Annotated in this window: 11 protein-coding genes; 5 read left to right on the forward strand and 6 right to left on the reverse strand. The window is 68.3% G+C overall.

Annotated elements, in window-relative coordinates; translation table 11 throughout:
* Positions 1–108 precede the first annotated feature (108 nt).
* Positions 109–732 carry a LysE family translocator gene (locus tag BXA00_RS27620; RefSeq protein WP_076521566.1) on the forward strand — a complete coding sequence of 208 codons (624 nt, stop codon included), beginning with the start codon at positions 109–111 and terminating at the stop codon, positions 730–732.
* A gap of 24 nt (positions 733–756) precedes the next feature.
* Here BXA00_RS27620 and BXA00_RS27625 read toward each other — a convergent pair whose 3' ends face one another.
* Both BXA00_RS27625 and nirK read right to left on the reverse strand, forming a co-directional pair.
* Complete coding sequence (locus tag BXA00_RS27625) at positions 757–1,083, reverse strand: cytochrome c5 family protein (protein WP_076521567.1); 327 nt, start codon at positions 1,081–1,083, stop codon at positions 757–759.
* Between the two features lie 71 nt (positions 1,084–1,154).
* The gene (gene nirK / locus BXA00_RS27630) at positions 1,155–2,237 is read right to left on the reverse strand and encodes a copper-containing nitrite reductase (RefSeq protein ID WP_076521568.1); all 1,083 of its coding nucleotides are present in this window, start codon (positions 2,235–2,237) and stop codon (positions 1,155–1,157) included.
* Between the two features lie 189 nt (positions 2,238–2,426).
* Between nirK and BXA00_RS27635 the strand changes: the two genes are divergently transcribed.
* Positions 2,427–3,221 carry a Crp/Fnr family transcriptional regulator gene (locus BXA00_RS27635; RefSeq protein ID WP_076521569.1) on the forward strand — a complete coding sequence of 265 codons (795 nt, stop codon included), beginning with the start codon at positions 2,427–2,429 and terminating at the stop codon, positions 3,219–3,221.
* Positions 3,222–3,285: 64 nt separating this feature from the next.
* Here the strand turns inward: BXA00_RS27635 and BXA00_RS27640 are convergent, their stop codons facing one another.
* Together BXA00_RS27640 and BXA00_RS27645 are read right to left on the reverse strand one after the other, a co-directional pair.
* Positions 3,286–4,026 (reverse strand): SUMF1/EgtB/PvdO family nonheme iron enzyme, encoded by a 741-nt coding sequence (locus BXA00_RS27640; protein ID WP_231952164.1) that lies wholly within the window; start codon positions 4,024–4,026, stop codon positions 3,286–3,288.
* 189 nt (positions 4,027–4,215) lie between these two features.
* Positions 4,216–6,501 carry a nitric-oxide reductase large subunit gene (locus BXA00_RS27645; RefSeq protein WP_076521571.1) on the reverse strand — a complete coding sequence of 762 codons (2,286 nt, stop codon included), beginning with the start codon at positions 6,499–6,501 and terminating at the stop codon, positions 4,216–4,218.
* A gap of 269 nt (positions 6,502–6,770) precedes the next feature.
* Between BXA00_RS27645 and BXA00_RS27650 the strand changes: the two genes are divergently transcribed.
* Positions 6,771–7,481 carry an aspartate/glutamate racemase family protein gene (locus BXA00_RS27650; RefSeq protein WP_076521572.1) on the forward strand — a complete coding sequence of 237 codons (711 nt, stop codon included), beginning with the start codon at positions 6,771–6,773 and terminating at the stop codon, positions 7,479–7,481.
* A gap of 6 nt (positions 7,482–7,487) precedes the next feature.
* Here the strand turns inward: BXA00_RS27650 and BXA00_RS27655 are convergent, their stop codons facing one another.
* Positions 7,488–8,198, reverse strand: a complete 711-nt coding sequence (locus BXA00_RS27655; protein WP_076522153.1) for a Crp/Fnr family transcriptional regulator — start codon at positions 8,196–8,198, stop codon at positions 7,488–7,490.
* A 158-nt stretch (positions 8,199–8,356) separates the two neighbouring features.
* Between BXA00_RS27655 and BXA00_RS27660 the strand changes: the two genes are divergently transcribed.
* Together BXA00_RS27660 and BXA00_RS27665 are read left to right on the forward strand one after the other, a co-directional pair.
* Positions 8,357–10,012: an acyl-CoA synthetase gene (locus tag BXA00_RS27660; RefSeq protein WP_076521573.1), complete on the forward strand. Its 1,656-nt coding sequence runs from the start codon at positions 8,357–8,359 to the stop codon at positions 10,010–10,012.
* A 73-nt stretch (positions 10,013–10,085) separates the two neighbouring features.
* Positions 10,086–11,855 carry an acyl-CoA dehydrogenase gene (locus BXA00_RS27665; protein WP_076521574.1) on the forward strand — a complete coding sequence of 590 codons (1,770 nt, stop codon included), beginning with the start codon at positions 10,086–10,088 and terminating at the stop codon, positions 11,853–11,855.
* Positions 11,856–11,889: 34 nt separating this feature from the next.
* Here BXA00_RS27665 and BXA00_RS27670 read toward each other — a convergent pair whose 3' ends face one another.
* Positions 11,890–12,786: a LysR substrate-binding domain-containing protein gene (locus BXA00_RS27670; RefSeq protein WP_076521575.1), complete on the reverse strand. Its 897-nt coding sequence runs from the start codon at positions 12,784–12,786 to the stop codon at positions 11,890–11,892.
* Between the last annotated feature and the right edge of the window lie 92 nt (positions 12,787–12,878).

A 12,878-nucleotide genomic window follows, 5' to 3' on the forward strand; every position in this document is an offset into this window, starting at 1 on the left:
GCGCCACCGGTCGCGCCCTGCCGTCCGCCCGGTTTCCACGCGGCGACGGTTGGGATACAGTGGGCGCAGCCGGCCCCGCAGGCCGGCACTTCATCCGGAGCGCATCCCATGTCTCTCGAAACCTGGCTGGCCTTCCTGGGCGCCTCGGCGCTGCTCGTCATGCTGCCTGGCCCCACCATCCTCACCGTCATCAGCTATTCGCTCACCCACGGCAAGCGCGCCCGCCTGCCGCTGGTGCTGGCCGTGGCGCTGGGCGATTCGACCGCCCTGGTGCTGTCGCTGCTGGGACTGGGCGCGCTGCTCGCCGCCTCGGCGTTCTGGTTCACGGTGGTCAAGACCGTCGGCGGGCTGTATCTGCTGTACCTCGGCTACCGGCTGCTGCGCGCCGGCGTGTCGCCGGCCACGCTGCCCGCGGCGACGGCCACGGGATCGCGCTGGAAGCTGTTCGCCAACACCTACCTGGTCACCGCGCTGAACCCCAAGGGCATGATCTTCTTCGTGGCTTTCCTGCCGCAATTCATCGACCCAGCGGGCGACGTGACGCGGCAGCTTTGGATGCTGTCGGCGACCTTTGTCGCCTGTGCCGGCATCAACGCCGCCGCCTACGCCGTGTTCGCAGGCTCGGCCCGGCGCATGCTGGCGTCGCCGCGCGCGCAGCGCGGCTTCAATCTGGGCGGCGGCGCGCTGCTGTCGGCCGCCGGCATCTGGGCCATGCTGGCCCGCCGCGCCTAGCGCAGCCAGGGCGCCACCGGAACGCTACCGCGCCGCGGCCATCATGTATTCCACCGCGGCGCGCAGCGTCGCCTCGTCGGCGGCCGAGCCGCCCCGGGGCGGCATGGCGCCCTTGCCTTTCAGCACGGTGACCATGAGCGCATCCGCGCCTTGCGCCAGGAACGGCGTCCAGGCCGCTTTGTCGCCCAGCTTGGGCGCGTTGGCCACGCCGCTGGCATGGCAGACGACGCAGGCCGATTTGTAGAGCTTTTCGCCGGCGGGGTTGACGGCGGCCAGGGTGTCCGCCGACGCCTGGTGCGCGGGCAGGCTGGCCAGGGCCAGGGCGAATGCGAGTCGGGCAAAGTGAGGCATGGCTGGGGTTCTCGTCTACGGGGTGGGAATGAAGCGGCAAGGCGCGCGGCGCGCGCCCTGCCCGGCATCGATCAGCGCGGGATCGGACCCGGCGCCTTGATCTGCTTCATCAGGTCGTCATTCCACTTGCCCTCGACCTTGATGTGCCCGGCCGCGCCCAGCTCGAAGGCTTCGATCAGGTTGTGGTTCAGGTACGCGTACACGCCCGGCTGCTTGAACGTGTAGAGGGCCGCGCCGGCCGATCCGCCCCGGATGAACCAGGTTTCCAGGTCCTTTTCCGGCGGGTTGTTGAACTTGCCGGTTTCCCAGACCCAGTCGCCGTGGCCGCCGATCAGGTGCGGGCGCGTGTCGCGGTTGGCCTGCGAATGGATCAGCAGCACGGTTTCGCCGACCTTGGCGGTCAGCGCGTTGTCGCCGGTCAGCGCGCCGACCTTGCCATTGAAGACGATGTGGGACGGGGTCAGCTTGCGCATGACTTCGACCGTGTCGCCATAGCTTTCGGCCAGGGTCGCGTAGTCCTTGTACTTGCCGTTGGCGTCCTTCGGGATATACAGATCGAATTCGCCGATCGTGTAGACGCGGTCGTAGTGCAGCGGCTTGCCCTGCGGGTCTTTCAGGCCCTCGCGCGGCAGCACCATGATCGTGCCGCTCATGCCGGACACCACGTGCCAGGGCACCATGCCTTCCGGCGCACAGTGATAGACGAAGGTGCCGGCGCGGTCGGCCTTGAAGCGCATCGTGGCCTGTTCACCGGGATTCACGTTGGTGAGCTTGGCGCCGCCCAGCGCGCCCGTCGCGGCATGGAAGTCCACGTTGTGCGGCATGGCGTTGGACTTGGGATTGACCAGGGTCAGTTCCACGTAATCGCCCTCGTGCACGACCATGGTGGGGCCGGGCATGGACCCGTTGAAGGTCATGGCCCGCAGGGTGGTGCCCTTGCCGTCGATGACCATTTTCTTTTCCTCGATGGTCATGGTGAATTCGACGACCTTGGGGCCGGACTTGGCCACCTGCTCATGCGGGTGGACCATCGGCGGGGCAACCAGCGTGACCTTGGCGCGCGGCAGCGTGTCGGCATCCTGGGCGTGGGCCAGACCTCCGGCCATCGTGAGAACCAGGGCGGCGGCAAGCAAGGTGGGGCGCAACGCGTTCATGTGCTACTCCTCTTTCGGTTTCTTCAACGCCGAGTCTGTCGGCAGCCCCATTGAAGAACCGCGGGCCAATGCGTTCTTTGTCGTAGCGCAAATTCGGGATAACCCTGCGGCCGTCCGCGCATTGTCAGTGCCACCCCCAGGTGTCACCATCGGACCGTGGAATTCCTCCACGGCCACACGCGGACCGCCATGCCATCGCCTTTATGCCATGCCCTGCTGCGCAACCTGGATGTCTTCAGGCCCTTGTCCGACGCGCAGCTCGATGCCGCGCTCCGGGACGCCGTTCCCTGCCGTCTTGAAGCGGGCGAAGTCGCCTACCGGCAAGGCGCCGACGGCGCCCACTTCTTCGTGTTGCTGCACGGCTGCCTCAAGGTCACTCAACTTACATCGGAAGGCGATCAAGTTGTCGTGAGATATGTCAATCCGGGCGATATGTTCGGGCTGGCGTGCGCGATGCGGCAGTCCTGTTATCCGGCCACCGTGCTGGCCGTGCAGGAAAGCGTCTGCCTGGCGTGGCCGGCGTCGGCATGGGAAGGCTTTATCGCCAGCCATCCGCAATTGGGCGCCATCGCGCTCCAGACCATGGGCCAACGCCTGCAGGACGCGCACCTGCGCATCCAGGAGCTTTCCACCGACGAAGTCGAACAGCGCGTGGCGCGCGCGATCCTGCGGCTGGTGCAGCAGTCCGGCCAGCCCATGCAGGACGGCATCGGCATCGGCTTTCCCATCACGCGGCAGGACGTGGCCGAGATGACCGGCACCACGCTGCACACCGTCAGCCGCCTGCTCAGCGACTGGAAGCAGCGCGGCATCGTGGCCAGCGGCCGCAAACGCATCGTGCTGCGTTCGCCCGCGGCGCTGGCCCGCCTGTCCGAAAACGCGCAGCCGGCGATGGACTGCGCGTCGTGTCTGTCGTGCCGGGACGGTTCGCCGGCGGCCGATCCGCCGGCCGCCCAGCGCGCCGAGGCGGCCGCGCACCCGTAGCGCGGCCTGCGTTGCCCGCACGGCCGGTACGATCCGCGCGGCCCGCACGGCCCGCGCCGCGCGGCTACCCCTCCTCCAGCACCAGCCGCAGCCCCAGGTTCGCGGGCGGCACGCCCACCGAACAGGCCCCGCTCTTGGGGTCGCGGATGAAGTCGGGCAGGTAGGCGATATGCCGGCCCGCCGCGACCCGGATGCCGCAGTTTCGGCTGAGCGCCGCGTCCGCCGGCGCATCCAGCACGCGCCGCGAATGGCAGTCCGATGTCCATTCCCACACGCTGCCCGCCATGTCCTGCAATCCAGCGGCGTTGACGCCATAGCCGCCGAACGGACGCACCGACGTATCGGCGCCCTCCCCGCCCCGGCGGCTCTGCTGTTCGTATTCCACCAGCCAGCGCTGCGCGGGGTCGACAGCGTCCTGGCCGCCGTTCTGCGGGTCGGACAGCGTCTCTTCGCGATAGGCTTCGCCCGCGGCATAGACCCATTCCGCGTAACGCGGCAGCCGATAGCGCTGGCCCGTCGAGCCCGACAGCCATGCCGCGTAGGCGGAAGCGTCCGACCAGCTGATGCCCGTGGCCGGCAGGTCGGGCGACGCGCCCTGGCGATGCGCGGCGTCCAGGGGCTTGCACGCGGCGGCGGCCACGCACGCCGCGTATTCCGCCTGGCTGACCTGGCGCGTCATGATCGCCACGCCGCGCGCATGGCGCGTGGTGACCGGCGCCTGCGACACCGGATAGCCGTTGCGCAGCGCCTCGCCGGGCGGTTGATGGGTGGCTACGCCGGGCGGCAGCCGCGTCAGGTCCGGCAAGGCAAGACGGGCCCGGTCTGCGGGCCCGCATGCGGTCAACGATAAGCAAAGGATGGCGGCAAGAGGCAGCAAGCGCATGCGGAGGTTCTCCGAGGCGCCCGCGCCGGTCGGGCGCGGGCTTGGCTTGCATTGGACCCGCCGCGAGGGTCCGCGACGTTGTGCTGGCGCAAAGTCGCCCACGTGCGCGGATCAGCCGCGCGCCGCCTTGGGCGTCAGGCGCGGTTCGACCCGCGCGGGCTTGCTGCTCAACAGGCCCAGGATCACCTGCATGACCATGGCCAGCGCGCCCAGCAGGAACACCACGTCGCCGAACGTGCGGCCCCAGCGCAGGGTCTTGAGCAGGTCCTGCTGCATGAAGGCTTCGCTGCGGGCGTACCACATGCCTTCGCTGACGCTGGCATGGAACTGGATCAGGCCTACCGGCAACAGGCTGGTGAAGATCATCAGCACCAGGCCGATGTTCATGCCCCAGAACGCCAGCTTCATCAGCCCGGGGTTCAGCGCGTACTGCGGACGGATGTAGCGCAGCACCAGCAGGGTGAAGCCCAGCGCCAGGAAGCCGTACACCCCGAACAGCGCGGCGTGCGCGTGCACCGGCGTGGTGTTCAGGCCCTGGATGTAGTACAGCGAGATCGGCGGGTTGATCATGAAGCCGAAGACGCCCGCGCCCAGCATGTTCCAGAAGGCCACGGCCACGAAGCACATCAGCGGCCACTTCAGGTTGTCCATCCAGGCGGCGCGGGTCTTCAGGCGCCAGTTTTCCCAGGCTTCGTAGCCCAGCACGATCAGCGGCACCACTTCCAGCGCCGAGAAGCTGGCGCCGACCGCCATCACGGGCGTGGTCGTGCCCGCGAAATACAGGTGGTGGAACGTGCCGGGAATGCCGCCCAGCATGAAGAGCGAAGCCGAGGCCAGGCTGGCCGTGGTGGCCATGCGGCGCGACACGAGGCCGAGCGTCGAGAAGATGAAGGCCAGCGCGGTGGTGGCGAACACTTCGAAGAAGCCTTCGACCCACAGGTGGACGATCCACCAGCGCCAGTACTCCATGATGGTCAGGTGCGTGCGTTCGCCGTAGAAAAAGCCCGCGCCGTAGAACAGGCCGATCGCGCCGACGGAAGCCGTCAGGAGCGCCAGCAGGTTCTTGTCGCCGCCGGGCGTGCGCAGCGCCGGCACGATGCCGCGCAGCATCAGCACCAGCCAGAAGCAGATGCCGGCGAACTTGCCGATCTGCCACAGGCGGCCCAGGTCCACGTACTCATAGCCCTGGTGGCCCAGCCAGAAGTTCAGCTCGGGCGGCATGATCTGCGCGATCGCCAGATAGTTGCCGGCGAACGAGCCGACCACGACCAGCACCAGCGCCCAGAACAGGATGTCGACCCCGGCCTTCTGGAACTTCGGATCGCGTCCGCCGTTGATCAACGGGGCCAGGAACAGGCCGGCGGCCAGGAACCCGGTAGCGATCCAGAACAGCGCACTCTGGATGTGCCAGGTGCGCACCAGCGAATACGGGAACCACTGGGACACGTCCATGCCATAGAACTTCTGTCCTTCAACCGTGTAGTGCGCGGTGAAGCCGCCCAGCAGCACCTGGAAGCCGAACAGCGCCACGACCAGGAACAGGTACTTGCCCAGGGCGCGCTGCGAGGGCGTCAGGGCGAAGGCCGTGAGCGGATCGCGCGCGGGCGCTTGCGGCTCCGCTTCTTCCTGCCCGCGCAGGAAGGCCCAGGCCCAGACCAGGAAGCCGATGCCCGCCAGCAGCACGACGACGCTGATGATGGACCACATCACGTTTTCGGCGCTGGGCTGATTGCCGATCAGCGGTTCGTGCGGCCAGTTGTTGGTGTAGGTGACCGGCATGCCTTCGCGTTCGGTCGACGCGGCCCAGGCCGTCCAGTAGAAAAAGCGCGTGAGCTGCGTGCGGCGCGCGGCGTCGGGCAGCGTGTTTTCCTTCATGGCGAAGCTCTCGCGGCTGCCGTGCAGGGCCGGGGCGTCGGAGAACAGCTGGTCGTAGTAGGACGCGGTCTGCTCGATGGCTGTTGCGCGGCGCGGCGTGATCGTCAACGTGTCGGTCGCGGCGTCGCTGCGGTTGGCGCGGTACTCGGCCTTGAGCGCTTCACGCAGCGCGGCCTGCTGCGGCGCGGGAAGCTGTGCATAGGCCTGGCCGTGCTCGTCGCGCGCGGCCAGGTCCAGCCAGGCCGTCAACTCGCGATGCAGCCAGTCGGCCGTCCAGTCGGGCGCCTGATACGCGCCGTGGCCCCAGATCGAACCGAGCTGCATGCCCCCGACGGATTGCCAGGCGGTCTGCCCATCCAGGATGTCGTCGCGGCCAAACAGCGCGCGGCCGTCGGACGTCACCACGTGGCCGGGAATGGGCGGCGCCTGCCGGTAGACCTCGCCGCCGTAGAAGCCGAGCAGTGCAAAGGTGATCGCCACCACGGCGATCAGCGTGAACCATAATTTCCGATACGGACCCATGATGGGAACGCCCTCCTGTGTTGCGGTTGGTTGGGGTACCTGCCCCCATGCGAAATCCGTGCCAGAAAAAAACCGTTCGGAATCAATGCACTGTGAAGGGCGTGGTGTTTTTTACTGTTGCGCCGGCAGGTATAAATCACCATCACGGGGTGAATTCCACCGCGCAGCGCCGGCGCCCCATCCCCTTGCCGTCACTACAATGGGCGTGGCATCTGCCCGCCATACGCCCTGGTCCCACCCGCCGGCCCCACACGCGAGGAATAGCCCGGATGAACACCGCGCCGCTGCACATCGGAATCGTCGCCTGCTCCGCGGAGGGCGCCGCGCTCTGCTACCGCACCCTGTGCGCCGAAGGCGCGCGCCGCATGGGCCCGCACGCCCACCCCGAGATTTCGCTGCACACGCATTCGCTGGCCGATTACGTGGCCTGCCTGGACCGAGGCGACCTGGACGGCGTGGCCGCCCTGATGCTGTCATCCGCCGACAAGCTGGCGCGCGCCGGCGCGGATTTCCTGATCTGCCCGGACAACACCATCCACCAGGCGCTGGACCGCATCGTGGCGCACGCGCCGCGGCCCTGGCTGCACATCGCGGCCGAAGTGGCCGCCGTGGCGTCGGCGCGCGGCTACCGGCGGATCGGCATCCTGGGCACGCACTGGCTGGTGGACAGCGGCGTCTACCCCGGCAAGCTGGGCGAACGGGGCCTGGACTACGCGCGCCCCGCGCAGGAAGACCGCCAGTTGCTCGGCCGCATCATCATGGACGAGCTGGTCTACGGCGTATTCGAGCCGGCGTCGGTGGCGCGGCTGCAGGGCATCGTCGACCGGCTGAAAGACGACGGCTGCGACGCCGTCGTGCTGGGCTGCACCGAACTGCCGCTGGTGCTGAACGACAACAACTGCGCCCTGCCCACGCTGGATTCGACCCGCATCCTGGCGCGCGCCGCGCTGGATCGCGCGATCAACGGCCGGACGCCCTGACGCCGCTCAGATCTGGTCCAGCCCGTACTGACGCAGGCGGGCCAGGTCCCGCACCTGGATCTGGTTGTAGGCCAGCGCCAGGATGCCCAGGTCGGCCAGGGTCTGCAGCGCCTGGTTGACCCGCTGGCGCGACAGGCCGGTCAGGTAGCCCAGCTCTTCCTGCGAGATCGCCAGGGTCAGGTCGGTGGAGGGATACAGCTGCGGGTTGAACAATTGCGCCAGCGACTGCGCCACGCGCGCGTCGGCATCCAGCAGGCGGTGGTTCTGGATGGACGCGATGAACTCGCCCATGCGGTCGTTCAATTGGCCGATGACGAAATGCGAAAAGGGCAGGCTTGCCGACAGCAGCGCATGGAACGTGGCGGCCGGCACCAGCATCACCAGCGACGGCTGGATCGCCACCACATCGTATTTGCGCAGCTCGCGCTTGATGACGCTGCCCTCGCCGAACCAACCGCCCAGCGGCACCCCCGAAAACGTGCAGCTGCGGCCCGATTCGTTGTAGATCGCCAGTTTGAGCAGCCCCTTGCTTACCCCGAGCCAGTAGTCCGACGGCGCGTTGCGCCGCGCGATCCACGCCCCGCTGCCCACGTGTTCGGCGCGCGAGGTCGCCAGCACCAGGTCCTGGTGCGCCGCGTCCAGCGCGCCGAACCAACGGCAGGCGCGAAAGAGCCCCGGCAGTTCGTCGGAGGAAACTGTGTTTGAAACATCGGACATGGGAAGAACCGTGTAAAACTGGGGGGTGCGCGGCCGGCCGTCTGTCGCGCAGGCGACAGACGCCATTTTCCGGCGGGCCATAAGCTAGGGCAAGCGACGGGGATCAAACTTCCCCGCAGACACATAAGAGGCGTACGCGCCCCAATTGGAGACCAAGCATGACCGGCATGTTCGACCACGGCCTTGCGCGCCGCGAGGCCAATTACGAAGCCCTGACCCCCGTGGATTTCATCGCCCGGGCCGCGCAGGTCTACGGCCACCGGCTGGCCATCGTCCACGGCAAGGTCCGCCGCACCTGGGCCCAGACCTACGAGCGCGCGCAGCGCCTGGCCGGCGCGCTGGCGCAGGCCGGCATCCAGCGCGGCGACACGGTCGCCGTCATGCTGCCCAACATTCCGGCCATGGTCGAAGCGCACTTCGGCGTGCCCATGCTGGGCGCCGTGCTCAACACGCTGAACACCCGCCTGGACACGCCCAGCGTGCTGTTCATGCTGGGCCACGGCGAAGCCCGCGCGCTGATCGTCGACACCGAATACGCCGACCTCGCCCAGCGCGCCCGGGCAGAGTTTCCGCATCTCAAGGTCATTTCGGTCCACGACCTGGACGGCGCCCCCGCCACCCTGCCCGGCGCCACCGACTACGAGGACTTCCTGACGGCCGCCCCGGCTACCTTCGACTGGAAGCCGCCCGCCGACGAATGGGACGCCATCGCCCTGAACTACACGTCCGGCACCACGGGCGATCCCAAGGGGGTCGTCTACCACTATCGCGGCGCCTACCTGAACGCGCTGAGCAACATCCTCGAATGGGATATGCCCAAGCACCCCGTCTACCTGTGGACGCTGCCGCTCTTTCATTGCAACGGCTGGTGCTTCGCGTGGACGGTCGCCGCGCGCGCGGGCGTGAACGTATGCCTGCGCAAGTTCGACCCCAAGACGGTGTTCGACCTGATCCGCGACGAAGGCGTCACGCATTATTGCGGCGCGCCCATCGTGCAGAGCGCGCTCGCCAACGCGCCGGCCGAGATGCGCGCGGGCATCGCGCATACCGTGCGCACCATGGTGGCGGGCGCCGCCCCCGCGCCCGCGGTCATCGACAAGATGCGCGAGATCGGCTTTGAGCTGACCCACGTGTACGGCCTGACCGAAGTCTATGGCCCGGCCGCCGTGTGCGCCCACCAGGACGCCTGGGACGCGCTCGACCCCGAACGCCGCGCGCTGCTGACCGCGCGCCAGGGCGTGCGCTATCACCTGCAGGCCGGCGTATCGGTGCGCGATCCGGAAACCATGCAGGAGGTGCCGGCCGACGAAGCCACCATCGGCGAGGTCATGTTCCGCGGCAACATCTGCATGAAGGGCTACCTGAAGAACGAACGCGCGACCGAGGACGCCTTCGCCGGCGGCTGGTTCCATACCGGCGACCTGGGCGTGATGACGGCCGACGGCTATGTCCGCATCAAGGACCGCAGCAAGGACATCATCATCTCGGGCGGCGAGAACATCTCCAGCATCGAGGTCGAGGACGCGCTGTACCGGCATCCGGCCGTGGCGGCGGTGGCCGTGGTGGCCATGCCGGATCCCAAATGGGGCGAGACGCCCTGCGCCTTCGTCGAGCTCAAGCCCGGCTGCACCGCCACCGCCGACGAAATCATCGCGCATTGCAAGCTGCTGCTGCCCGGCTTCAAGGTGCCGCGCGCGGTGCGCTTTGGCGAATTGCCCAAGACGTCCACCGGCAAGATCCAGAAATTCGAGCTGCGCGCCGCCGTCGGCGCCACGTCGGCGATCGACGTGGCCAAGCCCGGCAAGCCGGACTGACCCGCTGGCCCTTGCCCCTTTCCCACGATCACTCGCTGAACAATTACCCGCTGAATCCAGGAGCGCTTACGCCATGACGTACCAAGCCCCCGTGAAAGACATGCTGTTCGTGATGAACCACCTGGCCGGCCTGGCCCAGGTGGCCGCCCTGCCCGGCTTCGAGGAAGCCACGCCCGACACCGCGCAAGCCGTGCTGGAAGAATCCGCCCACTTCGCCGCCGAGGTGCTGGCGCCGCTGAACCACCCCGCGGACCGCGAGCCCAGCGCCTGGCACGACGGCGCGGTCACCACCGCGCCCGGCTTCAAGCAGGCGTTTCGCCAGTACGCCGACGCCGGCTGGCAGGGCATGACCCACCCCGTGGAATACGGCGGCCAGGGACTGCCCGGCCTGATCGGGTCGCCCTGCTCCGAAATGCTGAACGCCGCGAACCTGTCGTTCGCCCTCTGCCCCCTGCTCACCAACGGCGCCATCGAGGCCCTGATGACGGCCGGCTCGCCCGAATTGCGCCAGCGCTTCATCGGCCCGATGATCTCCGGGCAATGGACCGGCACCATGAACCTGACCGAGCCGCAGGCGGGTTCGGACCTCGCCATGATCCGCACCCGCGCCCAGCCGATGGGCGACGGCACCTACCGACTGTCGGGCACCAAGATCTTCATCACCTACGGCGAACATGACCTCGCCGAGAACATCCTGCATCTGGTCCTGGCCCGGCTGCCCGACGCGCCGGAGGGCGTAAAGGGCATTTCGCTTTTCCTGGTGCCCAAGTTCCTGGTCAACGAAGACGGCACCCTGGGCGCGCGCAACGACGTCGCGTGCGTCTCCATCGAACACAAGCTGGGCATCAAGGCCAGCCCCACGGCCACGCTGCAGTTCGGCGACGCGGGCGGCGCGGTCGGCTATCTGGTCGGCCAGGAGAACCGCGGCCTGGACGCGATGTTCATCATGATGAACGCCGCCCGCTACGCCGTCGGCGTGCAGGGCATCGCCATCGCCGACCGCGCCTACCAGCATGCGCTGGCCTATGCCGCCGACCGCGTGCAGAGCCGTCCGGTGGACGGTTCCTCGCGAGAGGCCGTGCCCATCATCCAGCATCCGGACGTGCGCCGCATGCTGGGCACCATGCGCGCCCTGACCGAAGCCGGCCGCGCGCTGGCCTACGTCACCGCGGGCCACGCCGACCTGGCCCATGCCAGCCCGGACGCCGACGCGCGCAAGCGCCACCTCGCCATCCAGGAATTCCTGGTGCCCATCGTCAAGGGCTGGTGCACCGAAATGTCGATCGACGTCGCCAGCCTGGGCGTGCAGGTCCATGGCGGCATGGGGTTCATCGAGGAGACCGGCGCCGCGCAGTATTACCGCGACGCCCGCATCCTCACCATCTACGAGGGCACGACCGCCATCCAGGCCAACGACCTCGTCGGCCGCAAGACCCTGCGCGACGGCGGCGCGGTCGCGCGCGCGCTGCTGGAGGCCGTGCGCCAGACCGAAGCCGACCTCGCCGCCCGCAGCGAGCCCGCCGCCCAACGCATGGTCAAGCCGCTGCGCGAGGCGCGCGAAGCGCTGGCCAGCGCCGTCGAATTCATCCTGGCCAATGCAGCCGGCAATCCCAACGCGGTGTTCGGCGCCGCCGTGCCCTACCTGCTGCTGGCGGGCACCACCTTCGCCGGCTGGCAGATGGCCCGCGCCCTGCTCGTCAGCCTGGACCTGCGGGCCGAAGACCCGGCCTTCCATGACGCCAAGATCGCCACCGCGCAGTGCTACGCCCTGCACAAGCTGACCCAGGCGCCCGGCATGGCGGCGGTCGTGCTGGGCACGGCGGAATACGACATCCAGCCGTAGCGCGGCGCGTGGGGCCCGGCCCGCGAGCCGGGTTTCAGCGCTGCCCGCCGGTGCCGGACGCCTCGGCGTGGATCCAGGCCAGAAAGGCCTCCACCGACGGGCGCTTGGCATGCCGGGCCGGGTACACGACGAAGTGCGCCTTCACCAGAATGGCCTTGGCCATGCCGAATACCGGCTGCAGGCTGCCCTGGTCAAGATGCATTCCCGCGATGGTGGCGCTTTCCAGCGCCACGCCCAGCCCCTGGGCCGCGGCATCCAGCGACATTTGCGCCCGGTCGAACCGGATCGTGAAGTGGTCCGGCGCCCGCCGGTCCGAATAACGCCCGAACCAGTCGGACCACTGGATGACGCTGACGTTGCTCTGGATCAGGGGCACGTCCAGCAACTGGTCGATGCGTTTGATGCCGTGCTCGCGGATGAACGCCGCACTCGCGAGCGGCAGGATGCGCTCTTCAAACAACGGCTCCACCACCACATCGTCCCAATGCGGCACCCCGTAGCGGATGTCGATGTCAGACTGGCCCAGCGCGAAATCGCTGTGCGAATGCGCCGCCGACAAATTCAGCGCCACGTGCGGATGCGCCTCGGCAAACCGTCGGAGCCTGGGCATCAGCCACAGGCTGGCGATGCTGGGCGCCGAATGCACATACAGGCTGTTGCTGACGCCCTGGCGCAGATCTTCGGTCGCCGAAGAAATGGCCGCCAGCGCCCCGCCGATGCGCGCCAGGTACTGTTCGCCCGCGCTGCTCAGGCGCACGCCGTGCGCGCTGCGTTCGAACAGGCGCACGCCCAGGTCGGCTTCCAGCCGGGAAATCTGATGGCTGACGGCTGACGCGGTCAGGTGCAGCTCCGTGGCGGCGATGGCAAAACTGCGCCTGCGCGCCACAGCTTCGAACGCCAGCAGATTGACGATGGGCGGCAGAGCAGGCATGGGGGTAGACCCTGACTTCAGATGAAGATTCGTCATCTTAGACTGATGACACATCGTTTGTCTTAATGCTAGGCCGCGTCCAGAATTGTCCT

The organism is Achromobacter sp. MFA1 R4 (genome assembly GCF_900156745.1).
In the GTDB taxonomy this organism is placed as follows: domain Bacteria; phylum Pseudomonadota; class Gammaproteobacteria; order Burkholderiales; family Burkholderiaceae_B; genus Achromobacter.